At 67.9% G+C, this 16878-nt stretch carries 18 protein-coding genes; 12 read left to right on the top strand and 6 right to left on the bottom strand.

Annotation, left to right across the window (positions count from 1 at the left end):
• Nucleotides 1–147: 147 nt before the first annotated feature.
• Nucleotides 148–1905 (top strand): thiamine pyrophosphate-dependent enzyme, encoded by a 1758-nt coding sequence (locus FFK22_RS22670; protein ID WP_138886558.1) that lies wholly within the window; start codon nt 148–150, stop codon nt 1903–1905.
• A 736-nt stretch (nt 1906–2641) separates the two neighbouring features.
• Here the strand turns inward: FFK22_RS22670 and FFK22_RS22675 are convergent.
• Nucleotides 2642–2896 carry a hypothetical protein gene (locus tag FFK22_RS22675; RefSeq protein ID WP_138886557.1) on the bottom strand — a complete coding sequence of 85 codons (255 nt, stop codon included), beginning with the start codon at nt 2894–2896 and terminating at the stop codon, nt 2642–2644.
• A gap of 384 nt (nt 2897–3280) precedes the next feature.
• On the opposite strand from FFK22_RS22675, the gene FFK22_RS43110 reads away from it, so the two are divergent.
• From FFK22_RS43110 to FFK22_RS22700, 5 genes are all read left to right on the top strand, one after another.
• Nucleotides 3281–3667 (top strand): hypothetical protein, encoded by a 387-nt coding sequence (locus FFK22_RS43110; RefSeq protein WP_186002595.1) that lies wholly within the window; start codon nt 3281–3283, stop codon nt 3665–3667.
• 68 nt (nt 3668–3735) lie between these two features.
• Nucleotides 3736–4245 carry a sigma-70 family RNA polymerase sigma factor gene (locus FFK22_RS22685; protein ID WP_138886555.1) on the top strand — a complete coding sequence of 170 codons (510 nt, stop codon included), beginning with the start codon at nt 3736–3738 and terminating at the stop codon, nt 4243–4245.
• Complete coding sequence (locus tag FFK22_RS22690; protein ID WP_138886554.1) at nt 4242–5033, top strand: anti-sigma factor; 792 nt, start codon at nt 4242–4244, stop codon at nt 5031–5033. The genes FFK22_RS22685 and FFK22_RS22690 overlap by 4 nt, the downstream gene beginning before the upstream one ends.
• 226 nt (nt 5034–5259) lie before the next feature.
• The gene (locus tag FFK22_RS22695; protein ID WP_138886553.1) at nt 5260–5568 is read left to right on the top strand and encodes a hypothetical protein; all 309 of its coding nucleotides are present in this window, start codon (nt 5260–5262) and stop codon (nt 5566–5568) included.
• 682 nt (nt 5569–6250) lie between these two features.
• Complete coding sequence (locus FFK22_RS22700; RefSeq protein ID WP_138886552.1) at nt 6251–7111, top strand: alpha/beta fold hydrolase; 861 nt, start codon at nt 6251–6253, stop codon at nt 7109–7111.
• A gap of 6 nt (nt 7112–7117) precedes the next feature.
• On the opposite strand, the gene FFK22_RS22705 is transcribed toward FFK22_RS22700, so the two are convergent.
• The 3 genes from FFK22_RS22705 to FFK22_RS22715 form a co-directional block, all read right to left on the bottom strand.
• Nucleotides 7118–8197, bottom strand: coding sequence for a flavodoxin family protein (locus FFK22_RS22705; RefSeq protein ID WP_221938782.1), 1080 nt, complete (start codon nt 8195–8197; stop codon nt 7118–7120).
• Nucleotides 8198–8265: 68 nt separating this feature from the next.
• Nucleotides 8266–8904, bottom strand: coding sequence for a cysteine hydrolase family protein (locus tag FFK22_RS22710; protein ID WP_306770153.1), 639 nt, complete (start codon nt 8902–8904; stop codon nt 8266–8268).
• Nucleotides 8898–9143, bottom strand: a complete 246-nt coding sequence (locus FFK22_RS22715; RefSeq protein WP_138886551.1) for a hypothetical protein — start codon at nt 9141–9143, stop codon at nt 8898–8900. The genes FFK22_RS22710 and FFK22_RS22715 overlap by 7 nt, the downstream gene beginning before the upstream one ends.
• A 268-nt stretch (nt 9144–9411) precedes the next feature.
• Here FFK22_RS22715 and FFK22_RS22720 point away from each other — a divergent pair, with 268 nt between their 5' ends.
• Nucleotides 9412–9909 (top strand): sigma-70 family RNA polymerase sigma factor, encoded by a 498-nt coding sequence (locus tag FFK22_RS22720; RefSeq protein WP_138886550.1) that lies wholly within the window; start codon nt 9412–9414, stop codon nt 9907–9909.
• Nucleotides 9910–9930: 21 nt separating this feature from the next.
• On the opposite strand, the gene FFK22_RS22725 is transcribed toward FFK22_RS22720, so the two are convergent.
• A complete protein-coding gene (locus FFK22_RS22725; protein WP_138886549.1) occupies nt 9931–10230 on the bottom strand; it encodes a hypothetical protein in 300 nt (99 codons plus the stop codon).
• Between the two features lie 95 nt (nt 10231–10325).
• On the bottom strand, nt 10326–11204 hold the full coding sequence (locus FFK22_RS22730; protein WP_138886548.1) for a helix-turn-helix domain-containing protein: 879 nt from the start codon (nt 11202–11204) through the stop codon (nt 10326–10328).
• Nucleotides 11205–11325: 121 nt separating this feature from the next.
• Here FFK22_RS22730 and FFK22_RS22735 point away from each other — a divergent pair, with 121 nt between their 5' ends.
• From FFK22_RS22735 to FFK22_RS22755, 5 genes are all read left to right on the top strand, one after another.
• Nucleotides 11326–12591: a sugar ABC transporter substrate-binding protein gene (locus FFK22_RS22735; protein WP_138886547.1), complete on the top strand. Its 1266-nt coding sequence runs from the start codon at nt 11326–11328 to the stop codon at nt 12589–12591.
• 16 nt (nt 12592–12607) lie between these two features.
• A complete protein-coding gene (locus FFK22_RS22740) occupies nt 12608–13498 on the top strand; it encodes a carbohydrate ABC transporter permease (RefSeq protein ID WP_186002596.1) in 891 nt (296 codons plus the stop codon).
• A complete protein-coding gene (locus FFK22_RS22745) occupies nt 13495–14358 on the top strand; it encodes a carbohydrate ABC transporter permease (protein ID WP_138886545.1) in 864 nt (287 codons plus the stop codon). Before FFK22_RS22740 ends, FFK22_RS22745 begins: the two co-directional genes overlap by 4 nt.
• A 23-nt stretch (nt 14359–14381) precedes the next feature.
• Complete coding sequence (locus FFK22_RS22750) at nt 14382–15701, top strand: alpha-glucosidase/alpha-galactosidase (RefSeq protein ID WP_138886544.1); 1320 nt, start codon at nt 14382–14384, stop codon at nt 15699–15701.
• Between the two features lie 197 nt (nt 15702–15898).
• The gene (locus FFK22_RS22755; protein WP_138886543.1) at nt 15899–16669 is read left to right on the top strand and encodes an SDR family oxidoreductase; all 771 of its coding nucleotides are present in this window, start codon (nt 15899–15901) and stop codon (nt 16667–16669) included.
• The last annotated feature ends 209 nt before the right edge of the window (nt 16670–16878 follow it).

Consider the following 16878-nt stretch of genomic DNA (forward strand, 5'->3'; position numbering starts at 1 on the left):
CGATCGGTGCGTGGTCCCGACCCAGCAACGCGGGCAGGCCCCGGTCCGGCTCAAGCCGTGCGACGAAATTTCCCGCCGCCGCCGGCCGGAACGGCCCGTCGCCGGCTGCCGTTGCCCAGGCGAACCCCGAACCTCAGGAGAAGCGAGATGGCCCGCCCCACCGCCGGCGACGTCCTGGTCGAAACCCTGGTCGACTGGGGGGTCGACACCATCTTCGGCATCCCCGGCGACGGCATCAACGGCGTCATCGAAGCGCTGCGGATTCGGCAGGACAGGATCCGCTTCATCCAGGTGCGGCACGAGGAATCGGCGGCCTTCGCCGCCTGCGCCTATGCCAAATGGACCGGCAAGCTGGGCGTCTGCCTCGCCACCTCCGGCCCCGGCGGCATCCATCTGCTGAACGGGCTCTACGATGCCAAGCTGGACGGCCAGCCGGTGCTGGCGATCACCGGGCTGCAATTCCACGACCTGGTGCACACCTTCACCCAGCAGGATGTCGAGCTGGACAAGCTCTTCGCCGACGTCGCGACCTACAACGTCCGGATCATGGGGCCGAACCATGTCGAGAACGCGGTCGATCTGGCCTGCCGCACGGCGCTGGCCCGCCGCGGCGTCGCCCATGTGACCATCCCGGTCGACATGCAGTCGCAGCCGGTCGAGGCGCGGACGCGGTCGGAACGCAACGTGCCCGGCCATGTCTCCGACGTCATGGCCCCTCCGGCCCAGATGCCGGGCGAGGACCAGATCGCGCGCGCCGCCGCGATCCTGAATTCCGGGAAGAAGACCGCGATCCTGGCCGGCCGCGGCGCGCTGGGCTCCCGCGAGGTGCTGGAGGCGGTGGCGGAGCGGCTGGGCGCGCCGGTGATCAAGCCGCTGCTCGGCAAGGGCGCGCTGCCGGACGACAGCTCGTATTCGACCGGCGGCATCGGGCTGCTCGGCACCCTGCCGTCGCAGGAGGCGCTGGAGGAATGCGACACGCTGCTGATCGCCGGCAGCGCCTTCCCTTATATCGAGTACTACCCGAAGCTGGGGCAGGCGAGGGCGGTGCAGATCGACCTCGACCCGCAGCGCATCGGCCTGCGGTGCCCGGTCGGGGCCGGCCTGGTCGGCGACGCGCGCAAGGTGCTGGAGGCGCTGCTGCCGCGCCTGACCCATCGCGACGACCGCTCCTTCCTGGCCAAGGCCCGGAAGGGGATGAAGGACTGGAACGCGCTGATGGTCGAGCGCGGCACTCGCCGGGACACGCCGATGAAGCCGCAGGTGGTGGCGCATGAGCTGGACCGGCTGCTGCGGCACGACGCCATCGTCGCCACCGATTCCGGCACCATCACCACCTGGGCGGCGCGGCACCTGACGATGCGCGACGGCATGATGTTCTCCTGCTCCGGCAACCTCGCCTCGATGGCCTGCGGGCTGCCCTATGCCATCGCCGCGGCGGTGGCCTATCCGGACCGGCAGGTGGTGTGCTTCATCGGCGACGGCGGCCTGACCATGCTGATCGGCGAGCTGGCCACCTGCGTGAAGTACAACCTCGACATCAAGATCGTGGTGATCAAGAACAACGCCCTGGGCCAGATCAAATGGGAGCAGATGGTGTTCCTGGGCAACCCGGAATATGTCTGCGAGTTGCAGCCGATCGACTTCGCCACCGTGGCGCGCGGCTTCGGCGTCGCCGGCTGGACGGTGGACGACCCGGCGCAATGCGGCGAGGTGCTGCGCGAGGCTTTGGCGGCGCCGGGCCCGGCCCTGGTCGAGGCGGTGGTCGACCCGCATGAGCCGCCGATGCCGGCCAAGGCGACGCTGAAACAGGCGGTTCATCTGGCGGAGTCGCTGGCGCGCGGCACCCCGGCCCGGCGCAAGATCGCCCTGACCGTCGCCTCCGACACGGTGCGGGAGCTGGTCTAGGGGCGAAATCCTGACGCTTGGTACCCGAGACGAGCTTCCGCTTCGGGCGGGAAGCGGTGGAGGCCCGGCATCGCCGAGCCTCCTGACCGCAAAGGGTGAATATCGGACCTTCGGACCACGACCGATGGACGTCCGCAAAGCGGCGGTAATGAGACTTGTTGGTGGATGCTCTCCGACCCGAAGCGTCCGGCCGGCCACTAGGGTCGAAAATTCGGCAAACCATCGCTGGCTGGGGACGTTCGCAACCAATCCCGGCTTCGTTCCTCACTTGGGGGCGGTCGCGCTCAACGTTCGGTAGCTTGTCGCTGCCATCTTGGACCGGCTGCGTCGGCACATAGGCCCGCACGATGAGGGCGAATTGAGCGTCTGGCGCAGGCAGCCAGTTGGCACGAGCGATTGACCTACACCGCGATAGAGAAGCGGTCATTCGATGCGTGCGATTGGATGGCCGCCTTAACTGATTAGCGAACCTTGATGCAGCAGAATAACCTGGACATAGCAGTTCGAATCCCTCGCGACCCGCCATCCTGCTTCGCGCTCTGCGCCACGCAGGACTGGCCCTACGCCTGGATCGAAGCAGGATGCCCTCCGACGCCTCAGCGTAGCAGGGCCGGCTCCATGGCGCCGATGCCGGCGAGGTCTAACCAGGATGCTGGATGTGAGCGCTCGTTGACTTTGCTGTCGCCCTGCGCAGAGCGACATTCTCCTGACCAGACGCGACGACTTCGATTCTCAACTACCGCTGCTTTACCTGCGCGTGGGCATTCGCCTGCGGGGTGTCGGTCGCAGGGGTCTGGGTGTTTTCACCGACCTTGGGATCGCCCTGGCCGGGCGCCAAGTCGCCGCTATGGCCCGCTGGATTGGTGGCGAAGGCGTGGCTGTCTGTCGTCAGGCCATGCTGTTGCGCCGTGACAAGATGATCGGCGGCCTTGGCGGTCCCGCCGAAGGCGAGCACGGACGCGGCAAGAATGAGCATCATGCGGCTGGTCATGACTCATGTCCTCTCGTTGTCCAACACCCGTATTCCAGAGTACAGCGGCACCTCCGTGCGCCGGCGGCTGCCCGGCGCCACGATAGGTTTCATGGTGTTCTCCAAAAAGCACTTGATTTTTGGAGGGTCGCTCGGGCCTTGGTAGGCTCCGGCGAATTCGATATCACACCACGGGCGCTGCTTGGGACCACGTTCTTTGCGAGCCGTGAATCTATGATGTCGAGCGACACTGGCGTGACTTGCCCAAGCATTCACTCGAAGCCTCTCCATATTCGCGCCACGGCACGATGTTTTCAAGCCGCATTAAAAAAATGTAATGATGAAATAAATTGGCCCCGCCGGTGTCTCCTTGGTCACCGGACGCAGACGTTGGACGCCCAACTGATGAAAGCCGCCAACCTGGCCGGACTGCTGCTCGGCGCCATCACGGGCGCTTGCGGTTCGGTCGCACCCACGGTGGAGCCGCCCAAGATGGCCGCGATCGAGAGGGCCCCCGGCTTTGTCGACGCTCGGGGCATGACCTTGTACGTATACGACCGCGATGCCCCAAACCAGTCGAACTGCGACGGCCTGTGCGCTGTCTTCTGGCCGCCACTGACCGCCAGCGCCAGCAGCCGGCCACCGGCTGGCTGGAGCTTGGCGGCACGGAACGACGGCTCGAAGCAATGGGCCTACCAGGGTCGGCCGCTATACACTTGGACCGGGGACCGCAAGCCCGGTGAGGGGACGGGCGACGGGGTCGATGGTGTCTGGCAGATCGCCCGTCCCTAGGACTTTCGCCGCGCCGGCGGCGAACGACGGCCGGAGGCCGTCGCTGCCCGCCCCAGGATGCCCGGCCGATGGATGAAATCGCGGTCCTGATCGAGCCTCATATACCGGCCCTTCGCCGGTATGCCTGGGCGCTGCTGCGGGATGATGATGCCGCGGATGATCTCGTGCAGGATTGTCTGGAGCGGGCGCTCGACCGCTGGCACCTGCAGCGCCGCGACGGCGATCTCAGGGCGTGGCTCTTCGCAATCCAACGGAATCTCTTCCTTAATGGCCTCCGCCAGCAGGCGCGCCGTGGCCGCCACATCAGCATGGCAGTGCTCGCGGATCAGCCTTCCCGCGAGCAGAGCCAGGACAGTCGGCTGGCGATGCGCGACATCCTTGCGGCGCTCGACAGCTTGCCGGAGGAGCAGCGTTCGGCCCTGTTGCTGATCGGGGTCGAGGATCTCTCCTACGAGGCCGCGGCCAGGATATTGGGCGTCCCGGTCGGCACGATCATGTCCCGGCTCAGCCGTGGGAGGGAGAAGCTGCGGCGCTTGCTTGGGAGTGAGCCTCGTGCGGCTTTGAGGAGCGTAAAATGACGAGCGACGGCGCCACCATTGGCGAGGATGATCTGCAGGCCTATGTCGACGGTCGTCTCACTGCCGATCGCCACGCTGCGGTGGAACAATTCTTGTCGCGTCAGCCCGACATGGAGGCGAAGGTCGCCGCCTACCGCGAGCAACGCGACATCTTGCGCGCACGTCTGGCCTTCAAGGCCGAAGAGGCGATCCCCACTCGGCTCCGGATCACAACCATCACAGCGCAGCGGATGCGGTTGAAGCGACGCCGCCTTTCGTCCGCTGCTGCCGTCGTCGCATGGATCGCATTGGGCGGCATCGCGGGCTGGATCGGCCACCGCGTCGTCACGACCGACGGAGAAGCCGCTACCTCGACGGATTGGGCGGCGGCGGTCGAGGATGCGGTCGCTGCGCATCGTCTCTTCGCCAGCGAGACGGCGCATGCTGTCGAAGTGCCGGCCGAGAACGATAGGCAGCTTTTGCAATGGCTTTCGGCGCGGCTGGGCCGTCCCCTGATTGCGCCGGATCTCACGACCTTCGACTTCCGGCTTCTGGGGGGACGTCTGCTGCCTGCGCCGCAAGGCGCCGCCGCTCAACTGATGTACGAGGACGTGAGTGGGCGGCGCCTCACGCTGTATTTCCAGGCCGATACGGATATTCGCAGCGACCCGCAGATTGTGCAGCGTGGAGACATCGCGGCGCTTTATTGGGCCGATGACGGACTCAACTGTGTCGTGTCCGGAGAACTTGGGCCGGATCGCATCGCAGCCATCGGTCGGTCGATCTATCAGCAATTCGAACGGTTATGAGACCAGACGCCAGGCGGTGCGCCGCCTGGCAAGGCACACGCGACCAACAGCGGACGCAGTCACGGCGCTGCATGTCCGCTTCGACCCGAAACAGCCATTTGGGTGATGGAAGACTCGGTCCCGAAGGACAAGGTCGACGGAGCAAAGGCTTGGACGCTTCGCAGCGGCATTCCTCTTGGCTTCCGCAGCCTGCCTGCCTGTGCCGGCTGGCGACGACGTCCCTCTGGTGAAGGCGGTTCTCACCGACATGTCGGTCTCGATCGGCATGGAGCCTGCGGGACACGGGATGATGGGGGCTGGCACGATGGGCCAGGATCCCGTCGGCGGAGGGCAGATGGGGCTGGGCATGATGCGGCCCGGCAATATGACGGGAGTGTTGGCGGTCCGCATCGATCGCCCCGGTGTGAAGGCCGGTTCCGTGCGCTTCGACGTCACGAACCGGTCCCGAGCGATGCCGCATGAGGTGCTGATCGTGGCGGTCGACGATCCTTGGTCCGCTGCCCTACGACTACTCGCAGGCGAAGGTTGCGGATGAGCAGGTCAAGGTCCTGGGTGACACCGACGATCTCCAGCCCGGCGCATCCGGCACCATCGATGTCACACTCGCGCCCGGGTCATATCTGCTGATCTGCAATGAGCCCGGGCACTATGCTGCGGGGATGGTGACCCCATTCACGGTCACACCATGAGTGCGCAGGAGCCGACAGCGCAGCCTCATATCCGCTGATCGGCTTCTTTCTCGGCACTTTTCGACCTTTGCGCAAGTTCGATGCAGTTGGCCGAACAATGGGCCGCCAGGGCATTGATCAGCCCTCGCCGGCGAGAGCTTCGATGACCCGGCATCCGGCGACACGGCCATTGCAGCACGCCTCGATCATCGGGGCCAGTTCGTTCCGGAGAACGAGGAGCCGTGCGATCCGGCCCACGCCGGAGACCGCGCTGATCTCCTCTCCGCCGCGACACCACTCCCCAGGGACATGACCGCTCGCTAGGGCGGCGCGAAGGGCCCGGTCCGGAGGAGACTGGAAGTCCCCTGGATGTCAGCAATGGGGGACAGAACAGACGCTCAACTGCTCTCCTGGAAGCGTCCGCAACGAGCCGGATGCGGACCATGGGAGGGGCGCGGCGAGAATGCCGCGCCTTCTGTCCCTCCGGGTAGAAGGTCGAAGCATCTCTCGGGTACCGAGTGTCAGGATTTCAACACCAGGGAGGTCGCGATGTTCGACGGCTTCATCCTCGAGACGGTCGACTTGCCCGAGGCCACGCTGCGGGTGCGCCATGGCGGGTCCGGGCCGCCGGTGCTGCTGCTGCACGGCCATCCCCGCACCCACGCGACCTGGCACCGGGTGGCGCCGCTGCTGGCCGCGGACCACACCGTGGTCTGCCCGGACCTGCGCGGCTTCGGCCGGTCCTCCAAGCCGGCCGACACGCCGGACCACGCCGGGTCCTCCAAGCGGGCCAAGGCGCGGGACTGCGTCGCGCTGATGCAGCGGCTGGGCTTCGACCGCTTCGCCATCGTCGGCCATGACCGCGGCGCCTACACCGCCTTCCGCGCCGCCCTGGACCATCCGGACCGGATCAGCCGCCTCGCCGTGCTCGACGCGGTGCCGATCCTGGAGGCGCTGGAGCGCCGCGACGCCCGCTTCGCCCGGGCCTGGTGGCACTGGTTCTTCTTCGGCCAGCCCGCCAAGCCGGAGCGCGCCATCCTGGCCGATCCGGACGCCTGGTACAGCGCCACCGCCGACCAGATGGGCGCCGAGGCCTATGCCGATTACCGCGAGGCGATCCGCGATCCGGAGACCGTGCACGGCATGATCGAGGACTATCGCGCCGGGCTCGGCATCGACCGCGAGCACGATGCCGAGGACCGCCGCGCCGGGCGGCGGGTCGAATGCCCGGCGCTGGTGCTGTGGGCGCTGCGCGACGATCTCGAGGAGTTCTATGGCGACGTGCTGTCGGTGTGGCGGCCCTGGGCCCGCGATCTGCGCGGCCATGGCCTCGACTGCGGCCACCACATGGCGGAGGAAGCGCCGGAATTGCTGGCCGACGAGCTGCGCCGGTTCCTGCGTCCGCGCTGACCGCGGCTATTTCTGGCGCGGCTCCTGCAGCGCGGAGCCCGCCGCGACCTGCCGCCCGGCACGCTGGGCCAGGACCGCTTCCAGCAGGGTGCGGGCGGCGTTGCGCACCTCCTCCTGGATCGCCGTGTCGGCGTCGAGCGCGGCATGGCTGGTGGCGTAGGGCTCCCAGTAGCCGATGTAGCGGTCGACCTCCGCCAGCGGCCCGGCGGGGATGAGATGCATCGAGGTCAGCCAGTCCGCCAGGCTGCGGCGCACACCCTCCGCGCCTTCGACATCGCCATGCACGACGACCGAGAAGTGGCGGCCCGCCAGGTGCCGGGGATAGTCCCAACCGGCCATCTCGATCTCCTTGGCCCGCCGGGCGTCCTTGCCGTGGGTCGAGGTCGGGTCCGGGTTGCCGCCGTCGGCGCAGACCAGCCGGTCCATCATCAGCTTCACCGGCGAGGTGACCTGGTACCAGTTCACCGGCGTCACGATCATCACGCCATGCGCAGCGACCCACAGCGGATAGATCTCGTTCATCCAGTCATCGACCTGGCCGAGCGAATGGTTCGGGTAGCAGGAGCAGGGCCAATGGCAGAGGGCGGGGGAGGTCGAGAAGCACGCTTTGCAGGGATGGATCTGCCGCCCGTACTCCGAGGCCAGCCGGCTGAGGTCGAGCACATCCGCCTCGACGCCGTCCGCCGCGGCGAAGACCTCGCGCGCCAGCTCGATCAGCCGGAAGCTCTTGGACATTTCGCCCGGGCAGCTGTGCTCGCTGCGCGGGGAGCCGCAGACCAGCAGGATCCGGGCGGGCAGGGCCGGGTCGGCATGGCGGTGCCCGGCCGCGCGGATGGCCTCGCTGGCGGCGATCCAGTCGACCGACAGGTTATAATCCGGATCGGCGAAGCTGGAGCCGGCCTTCCGGGTATGCGGGCTCTTGCGGGAATGGCTGTAGGCGTCCCAGGCCGCAGCCGCGATCCGGTCGAGCTCCGCCTGCAGCGGATCATAGGCAGGGTCCTGGAACCGGCCCAGGAACCGCCGCCGGAATTCCTCCTCGCTCAATCGCGGGCTCGGCATGCCCTTGCGTGGGTCTAGATCGGACAAGGACGGCTCCGGCGCTGCTGCTTCGCTCGCTGGAATGACGGCCCGCCGGCAGATCGGGTTCCCGGCCTCTAGCGCCAGGCGTCGATGATCTGGTCGATCCAGGCCACCTCGATCTGCTGCGAGAAGCGGTTGCGACAGAGATGCAGCAGGGAATCATGGGTGGCGTCCGAGGTGCTGCAGACCCCGTCCGCCGCCAGCACCACCCGGTAGCCGCGGTCGATCGCGCCGATCACCGTGGCCCAGACGCAGATGTCGGTCTCGCCGCCGGTGACGATCAGCGTGTCGACGCCGCCCTCCCGCAGGCGCCGGCCGAGATCCGGCGCGGTGAAGGCCGAATAGCCGTGCTTGTCGAAGACCGAGGCAGGGGGCACGAACTCCGCCAGCATCGGCACCAGCTCGAGCAGCGCCGGCTCGATCGCGCCGCGGGTCATCTCCGCCCATCGGGTGTAGAAACGCCGCCAGGACCCCGGCATGTCATCCGGCCGTTCGGGCGGCAGGAAGCGGGTGAACACCGTGCGCTCGGGCCGATGCCGGACGAGGTGCCGGATCGACGGCGCTGTGCGGTGAGCCCAGGGCACATGCCACGGGGTCTCGCGGGCGAACAGCTCCTGCATGTCGATGCAGAGATGGATGGCGGCGTCCCCGATGGGGCCGAACCGCAGCCCGTCCCCGTCGAGCGTGTCGATGATCCCGTCCTCCGTTACCACGGGCCGGCTTCGAGCACCTGGCCCTCGACATGACCGGCCCGGCGGATGGCGTCGAGCCTCGCCTCCGCATCCTGCTCGTCATAAGCCCAGACCGTCGCGGTCCAGACCCGCTCCCGGCCCGACGGCGTCGTCAGATGCGGATACTCGACGACGAAGCGGAACATCGGCCGTCCCCATTGATCGCACGAGACGTGCTCGGCCTCGGGAGGCTGGCGGTCGCGGAGGCGGATGACGGTCATGGCGCTGCGATCCATCGGGCAGTGGGCGACATCATCCTGAATGGCGCGCCGCCGCCCATGGTTCCTCCGAATTGAAGATGCCGGAGAATCGTTTACTTGATTGGTTCTAGGAAAACATTTGTTAATCGAGAATTAAAGTTAACTTTTGATATGAAATTTGCCAAAGGAACGATGCATTCGAGGCGAAGTTATTTCTTGTGTTCCTTGCAGAATATTGTCGCCTCGAAGCGTTTCGTTCAGGCGACCGTCAGCCTTGAAGGGAAGACCGATGCCGGACCAAAATCGTGCCGCGGACTGCGCCGAATTCACCGCTGTCGTCGCCCCGGTCATATGCGAGCTCCGCCGCTATGCGCGATCGCTGACCCGCAACCGCGCGGATGCGGAGGATTTGCTGCAGGACACGCTGCTGCGCGCCTACAACAAATTCCATCTCTGGCAGCCGGGCACCAACGTCGCCGGCTGGCTCTGCGTGGTGATGAAACGGGTGTTCCTGTCGCAATTCGAGCGCCGCGGCCGGATGGTGGCGGTGCCGGCCGAGGATTTCGACGGGCCGCAGCCGCCGAGCCAGGACGATGTGCTCGACCTCGCCCGGCTCGGCAGCGCCATCGGCCGGCTGCAGCGCCATCATCGCGAGCTGATCGAGGCGGTCGCGATCAACGGCGATTCCTATGAGGAGGCGGCGCAGGCCTTCCAGATCCCGATCGGCACCGTCCGCTCCCGCCTCGGCCGCGCCCGCGAAACTCTCCGGCACGAGATCGCCTGGTGACGGGGCGAAGGCCACGCAGGGTCAGAAGAATACCGGCCGGCCGGTATCCGGGGCGATCGCGCTGGCCGCGGCGTGGATCAGCAGGCGGCCCTGCCGCTCCGTGCCAGCCCGCAGGCCGGTCAGGATCACCTCGACCGCGCCTGCGCCGTCGAGCAGATCCTTGTCCCAGTGCATCCAGGCGTTCTGGACCGCCTCGACGCCGCCATCCGGGAAGGCGATCGCCAATAGCGCCTCGCGGTGCCGCGACATCGCGCTGACCAGATCCTCACCCTCGATCGTCACGGGCGGGCCGGACGGGTTGGCCACTTGCCAGGTCTGCATCGGATCGCTCCTTTCTGCCGCGCCCGCCCGGGGCGTGCATCGGGCTCCGGTGGGCCGTCTCTGGACAATGGGACGCGGCGGATCGCGGTTCCGGGCTAGCGGCGGAACTCGAGCCGGTACTGGCGCGGCGTGCTGCGGCAGTGCTTCTGGAACTCGACATAGAACTGGCTGAGCGAGCCGTAGCCGCAGCCGAAGGCGACCTCTGCGATCGACAGGTCGGTGTCGACCAGCATCATCATCGCCCGGCTCAGCCGCTGCCGCCGGATGTACTGGGCGATGGTCACGCCCAGCACCCGTTTGAACACCGCCATGGCGTTGGTCGGGTGCAGCCCGCCGGCGGCGGCCACCGCCTCGACCGTTACCGCCTCGCCGAAATGGGCGTTGATGTGGTCGGTCATGGCCTGGACGCGTGTGATCGCCCGGCGGCCGGCGCTGCGCAGCCGGGGCCCGTCCTCCGGGTCGCCGGCCGTCACCTCGGCCGCGACAGCCTCGGCTGCGACGGCGTCGAGCGACAGGCGCTTGACCCTGATCCCGACCTCCTCGCGCAGGATCTGCTGCCGCAGCTCCGGCCCGTCCGGCCATTCCGCGGCCCAGCGCTGGAACAGCAGCGGGTCGATCGGGTCCGGCGCCGCCACCGTGGCGAAGCGGCCGTCCATGACGCCGGACTTGAAGGCGTCGGCCACCGGCAGGGCCAGGAAATCGGCGAAGGGCAGGTAGACGCAGATCAGGTCGGCCGCGGGCTCGACCGCGATCACCTGGTGCGGCACCGCGGCCCAGAACAGGTGCACCCGGTTCGCCCCGATCGAGATCCGGGTGCCGTTGAACAGATAGGTCATGCCGCCGGCCAGCAGCAGGTTCAGCTCGACATGGTCATGCCAATGCGCCTGGCCCATCGGCTCCGGCACATGCCGCTCGGCATAGAAGGCGCCGCGGTCGAGATAGACGTCGATATCGGCTGGCAGAAGCTCGTTCATCCGGCCAAGCAGTAGCTGGTTTTCCGGAAGATACAAGTACAGCGACGGAAGAAATCCGGAATCCGCGCTGTCACAGTGGCGACATGGGCCAGCTCAAAGAGGGCCCGGAGGGAGGCGAGAGATGAGATTGCAGGCATCCGCCGCACTGGTCTGCGCGGCGCTGGCGGCCGCGGCCGTCACGGCCCCGGCCCGGGCGGCGACAGAGTTGACCTACATGCTCTGGGGCGCGCCGTCGGAGGGCGAGGTCTGGCGCAGCGTCGCCGATGCCTTCGAGGCGAAGCACCCGGACATCAAGGTCAAGGTCGAGGTCAATGACTGGTCGTCCTATTGGCAGAAGCTGCGGGTGGTGGTGGCCGGCGGCAACCCGCCCGACATCTTCGCCATGGACGGGCCCTTGTATCCGGACTGGCAGTCGCGCGGCGCGCTCCTCAACCTGCAGCCCTATCTCGACGCCGACCCGAAGGCGCTGGCCGACATCTACCCGATCACGCTCGAGGCCTATCGCTCGCCGGACGGCCTCTACGGCCTGCCGCGCGACTTCCAGACCATCGTCCTCTACTACAACAAGGACATGTTCGACGTCGCCAAGCTGCCCTATCCGACCGCGGATTGGAGCTGGGACGACCTGCGGCGCACCGCCAAGGCGCTGACCCTCGACAAGAACGGCGACGGCACCACCGACCAATGGGGCTTCTGGTCCGAGATCGGCGACCCCGAGCCGTTCTGGGCGGCGGTGGTGTGGAGCTATGGCGGCGACGTCATCAGCGCCGACCGCAGCCATACGTTGCTGGCCGAAGGTCCGGCCCGCGACGCCTGGCACCTCATCGCCGGCATGGCGTTGGACGACAAGGCGCTTCCGACGCCGGAGCAGCTGAAGCAGTACGGCACCGACGGCTTCTCCGCCGGCATCGCGGCCATGACCGTGTCCGGCCATTGGGTGGTGCCGGAATATGCCGAGCGCAGCTTCGCCTGGGGCGTGGCGCCGCTGCCGTCGGGGCCGAAGGGGCGGGTGACCAGCGTCAACAGCGCCGGCTTCGTCATCTCGAAGACGACCGCGCATCCGCAGGAGGCCTGGGAGTTCGTGAAATTCGCGGCCGGCCCGGACGGGCAGGCGGCGCTGGCCAAACTCGGCCTCGCCGTGCCGATCCTGAAATCGGTGGCGGAAGGCCCGGCCTATCTCGACCAGCCCGGCCCGAAGATCGACCAGCGCGTGTTCCTGGACGCCCTGTCCTACGCCCGGATCAAGCCGTCCTTCCGCGGCTATGAGGAATGGTCGACCGTGGTCGGCGACGCGCTGCTGCCGGTGTGGAACGGCGACGCCGCGATCGACGACGCGCTGGACGAGATCGGCCCCGCGGCCGACGACGTCCTCAAAGCCCAGCACTGAGCGGGGGTGGGAAGGGATGCCGCCGCACGGCCTCCGACCGCAGGGCCGCGACCGGGCCTGGCTCCTGCTGCTGCTGGCGCCGACGCTGCTGGGCCTGCTGCTGGGCGCCCTCGGCTCGGTGGTGGCGACCGCGGGCTTGAGCCTGCTGCACTGGGACCTGCTGACGCCGCCGGGCTGGGCGGGGCTGGAGAACTACGCCGACCTTGCCGGCGACCGCGGCTTCCTCAAGGCGCTCGGCAACACGCTGGCCTTCTCGGCGCTCTATGTGCCATTGACCGTCGCGATCTCGCTCGGCGTCGCCCTGCTCTTGAACCGGCGGGTGACCTGGGTCGGGCTGTTCCGCGCCCTCTACTTCCTGCCGGTGATCACCTCGCCGACCGCGGTCGGGCTGATCTGGTCCTGGATCTTCGCCCAGGACCAGGGCCTGTTGAACGGCATCGTCACCGCGCTGGGGCTGGACCCGGTGCGCTGGCTCGGGCCCCGCATGGTGCTGGTCTCGGTGGTGATCGTGAATGTCTGGGGCGCGATCGGCGAGGGCATGATCGTGTTCCTGGCCGGGCTGCAGGCGGTGCCGCGCGACTATTACGAGGCGGCGCGGATCGACGGCGCCAAGCCACGGCACCAGCTCTTGTACATCACCCTGCCGCTGATGGTGCCCAGCCTGTTCTTCCAGATCGTGCTGTCGACCATCCACGCCTTCCAGGCCTTCGACTACATCTACATCCTGACCCGTACCGGCACCGGCGGGTCGACCCTGCCGACCGTGGTCTACTCGATCTACCGCACCGGCTTCGGCTTCTTCCGCATGGGCGACGCCGCGGCCCAGAGCCTGACCCTCGCCGCCATGATCCTGGTCCTGACGCTGGGCTATTTCCGGCTGCAGAAGCGCTGGGGAATGCCGGCATGACCGCGGCCCTCGCCCTGCGCGCCCGCACCGCCCGGCCCCGCACCCTGCGCCTCGGCGTCGACGCCCTGGCCTATGCCGTGCTGATCGCCGGCGCCTTGCTGATGGTCGGGCCCTTCGCCTGGATGGTCTCGACCTCTCTGAAGCTGCCGGCCGACCAGTTCGGCCACGCCTTGATCCCGCCGCACCCGACGGTCGAGAATTACCTGTCGCTGTGGAAGATCATCCCGTTCGACGGCCTGCTGTGGAACAGCCTGAAGGTCGCCGCGATCTCCACGGTCGGGCAGCTGCTGACCTGCTCGATGGGCGCCTTCGTCTTCGCCGTGGTCCGCTTCCCCGGCCGGCAGGTGCTGTTCGTGGCCCTCCTGGTGACGCTGATGATCCCGGCGCAGATGGCGGCGATCCCGCAATTCGTCATCTTCAAGTTTCTCGGCCTCTACGGCACCCAGGCGCCGCTGTACCTGCCGGGCTTCCTCGGCGGCGCCTTCGGCTGCTTCCTGCTGCGCCAGTACTTCCTGACCATCCCGATCGAGCTGGCCGAGGCCGCGCGGATGGACGGCGCGTCGCTGCTGACGATCTGGTGGCGGATCTACCTGCCGCTGGCCCGGCCGGCCCTGGCGGCCTTGGCGATCTTCGCCTTCCTCTCCTCCTGGAACGACCTGTTCAGCGCCCTGATCTACCTGCCGAGCGACCTGGAGCAGACGACGCTGCCGGTCGGGCTGGCGCTGATGCAGCAGCAATACGCCGCGCAATGGACCGTGATGATGGCCGCCGTCCTGGTCAGCATCGCGCCGATCCTGATCGCCTTCAGCCTGGCGCAACGGCACTTCATCGAAGGCATGGCGCTGTCCGGCCTGAAATAGCTTCCCTCCACGAAAGACCTCCCATGGCCAAGATCTGCCTCATCGGTGCGGGCAGCACCGTCTTCGCCCAGTCGATCATCGGCGACATCCTCAGCCAACCGGACCTGGCCGACAGCGTCGTCGCCCTGCACGACATCGACGGCGAGCGGCTCAGCACCTCCGCCATCGTCGCCCGCCGCATCGGCGCGTCGCTCGGGCTGGACAACCTCAAGGTCGAGGCCTCGCTCGACCGGCGCCAAGCCATGGCGGGCGCCGACTTCGTCATCCTGATGATGCAGGTCGGCGGCTACCGGCCGGCGACGGTGGCGGATTTCGAGATCCCGAAGCGCTACGGCCTGCGCCAGACCATCGGCGACACGTTGGGCATCGGCGGCATCTTCCGCGGCCTGCGCACCATCCCGGTGCTGCTGGAGATCTGCGAGGACATGCGCGCGGTCTGCCCCAATGCCCTGCTGATGAACTACGTCAACCCGATGGCGATGAACTGCTGGGCGATCGCCGAGGCGGCGCCGGACATCCGCTCGGTCGGCCTGTGCCACAGCGTGCAGGAGACCTCGGGCGACATGGCGCGCTGGCTGGGCGAGGCGCCGGAAAACCTCGACTACCTCTGCGCCGGCATCAACCACGTCGCCTATTTCCTGAAATTCGAGAAGCGGCTGCCGGATGGCGGGCGCGAGGATCTGTATCCGCGGCTGAAGGCGCTGGCCGAGGCCGGCGTGGTGCCGGCGGGTGAGGCGGTGCGCTTCGACATGCTCCGCCGGACCGGGCATTTCGTCACCGAATCCAGCATCCATTTCGCCGAATATAACCCCTGGTTCATCAAGGCCGGCCGCGACGACCTGCTGGACCGGTACGAGGTGCCGCTCGACGAGTATCCGCGGCGCTGCGAGGCGCTGATCGCCGAATGGCACGCGCTGCGCGCCGGGCTGGAGGCCGATGACAGCCCGATCCCGGTCCACCGCAGCAACGAATACGCCGCCGGCATCGTCCATGCCGTGGTCACCGGCCGGCACAACCTGATCTACGGCAATGTCCGCAATGACGGGCTGATCGCCGACCTGCCCGACGCCGCGGTGGTCGAGGTGCCGTGCCATGTCGACCGCAACGGCGTGCAGCCGATCCGGATCGGCCGCATCCCGAACCATCTGGCCGGCATCATGCGGCTGTCGATCAACGTCCAGCAGCTGGTGGTCGAGGCGGCGCTGACCCGGCGCAAGGACGCGATCCGCCACGCCGCGATGCTGGATCCGCACACCGCGGCCGAGCTGTCCCTCGACGAGATCTGGCGCCTGGTCGATGATCTGATCGAGGCGCATGGCGACCTGCTGCCGCGCTATCACTGAGCAATACCAGTGGTCTTTGAGATCAACTCTTCGGTTCCTTACCCGTCATGGCGAGGAGCGCAGCGACGTGGCCATCCAGAGGGCGGTGCCGCTGGATGGCCACGCCCCTTCGGGGCTCGCCATGACGGGTCAACTTTCTGGGCCGCTGGTATAAGAGGCCACGGCAGATGAATTTCGAGACGGGGAGGAATCCGGGAATGCCGGGAAGGTTGGAAGGGCGCGTCGCCATCGTCATCGGGGCGGCGCGGGGCATCGGCGCGGCGATCGCCGAGCGCTTCGCGGCGGACGGCGCGCGGGTGGTGATCGGCGACACCGATCCCGCGGCCGGGGCGGCGACGGCGCAGCGGCTGGGCGGCCGCTTCGTCGCCACCGACATCAGCCGGCGCGACGATGCCGAGGCGATCGTGCGCGCGGCGATCGACGGCTTCGGCCGGCTCGACATCCTGGTGCAGAACGCCGCGATCTATCCCTGGACGCTGATCGAGGACATCGAGCCCGAGGAGTGGGACCGGGTGATGGCGGTGAACCTGCGCGGCACCTACCTCGCCGCCCGGGCGGCGCTGCCGGCGATGCGGGCGGGGGGAGGGGGGCGGATGATCTTCACCTCCTCGATCACCGGGCCGCGCGTGACCAGCCCGGGCCACGGCCACTACGCCGCGACCAAGGCCGGCATCAACGGCTTTCTCAAATCCGCGGCGCTGGAGTTCTCCGGCTACGGCATCACCGTCAACGGGGTCGAGCCCGGCAACATCCTGACCGAAGGGATGCAGCAGCACCGCAGCGCCGAGTTCATCGCCATGATGGAGCGGGCAGTGCCGCTGGGCCGGCTCGGCACGCCGCAGGACGTCGCGGCCGCGGTGGCCTTTCTGGCCTCGGACGACGCCGCCTACATCACCGGCACCACCATCGTCGTCGATGGCGGCCAGACCCTGCCGGAAGGCCACGACTTCCGGCTGCGGCCGCAATAGGGCAGGCGGCCGGCGGGCGCCGACCTGCCGCGCTGTCGTGGCTAAGCAGCCTTTCGAGTAAACACAATGTTCATTGCGCGGCCGATTCGTTCTAGTTCATGATATGTTCCATGAACAAGCCGCAGTCCGACTCACCCCCCTCCGTCCCGCCGGGCCTCGACCCGGATCGGGCCGAGCGGGCTGCGCGCATGCTCGACCGCTTCGCCGAA

Origin of the sequence: Mycobacterium sp. KBS0706 (assembly GCF_005938675.2) — a bacterium.
In the GTDB taxonomy this organism is placed as follows: Bacteria; Pseudomonadota; Alphaproteobacteria; order DSM-16000; family Inquilinaceae; genus Inquilinus.

Excerpts from the sequence above, each read along its gene's own strand:
- FFK22_RS22725 (WP_138886549.1), bottom strand. The coding sequence starts at position 10,230 with ATGCAGACCTGGCAAGTGGCCAACCCGTCCGGCCCGCCCGTGACGATC.
- FFK22_RS22685 (WP_138886555.1), top strand. The coding sequence starts at position 3,736 with ATGGATGAAATCGCGGTCCTGATCGAGCCTCATATACCGGCCCTTCGC.
- FFK22_RS22675 (WP_138886557.1), bottom strand. The coding sequence starts at position 2,896 with ATGACCAGCCGCATGATGCTCATTCTTGCCGCGTCCGTGCTCGCCTTC.
- FFK22_RS22740 (WP_186002596.1), top strand. The coding sequence starts at position 12,608 with ATGCCGCCGCACGGCCTCCGACCGCAGGGCCGCGACCGGGCCTGGCTC.
- FFK22_RS22745 (WP_138886545.1), top strand. The coding sequence starts at position 13,495 with ATGACCGCGGCCCTCGCCCTGCGCGCCCGCACCGCCCGGCCCCGCACC.
- FFK22_RS22720 (WP_138886550.1), top strand. The coding sequence starts at position 9,412 with ATGCCGGACCAAAATCGTGCCGCGGACTGCGCCGAATTCACCGCTGTC.
- FFK22_RS22690 (WP_138886554.1), top strand. The coding sequence starts at position 4,242 with ATGACGAGCGACGGCGCCACCATTGGCGAGGATGATCTGCAGGCCTAT.
- FFK22_RS22700 (WP_138886552.1), top strand. The coding sequence starts at position 6,251 with ATGTTCGACGGCTTCATCCTCGAGACGGTCGACTTGCCCGAGGCCACG.
- FFK22_RS22670 (WP_138886558.1), top strand. The coding sequence starts at position 148 with ATGGCCCGCCCCACCGCCGGCGACGTCCTGGTCGAAACCCTGGTCGAC.
- FFK22_RS43110 (WP_186002595.1), top strand. The coding sequence starts at position 3,281 with ATGAAAGCCGCCAACCTGGCCGGACTGCTGCTCGGCGCCATCACGGGC.
- FFK22_RS22730 (WP_138886548.1), bottom strand. The coding sequence starts at position 11,204 with ATGAACGAGCTTCTGCCAGCCGATATCGACGTCTATCTCGACCGCGGC.
- FFK22_RS22735 (WP_138886547.1), top strand. The coding sequence starts at position 11,326 with ATGAGATTGCAGGCATCCGCCGCACTGGTCTGCGCGGCGCTGGCGGCC.
- FFK22_RS22755 (WP_138886543.1), top strand. The coding sequence starts at position 15,899 with ATGCCGGGAAGGTTGGAAGGGCGCGTCGCCATCGTCATCGGGGCGGCG.
- FFK22_RS22715 (WP_138886551.1), bottom strand. The coding sequence starts at position 9,143 with ATGACCGTCATCCGCCTCCGCGACCGCCAGCCTCCCGAGGCCGAGCAC.
- FFK22_RS22750 (WP_138886544.1), top strand. The coding sequence starts at position 14,382 with ATGGCCAAGATCTGCCTCATCGGTGCGGGCAGCACCGTCTTCGCCCAG.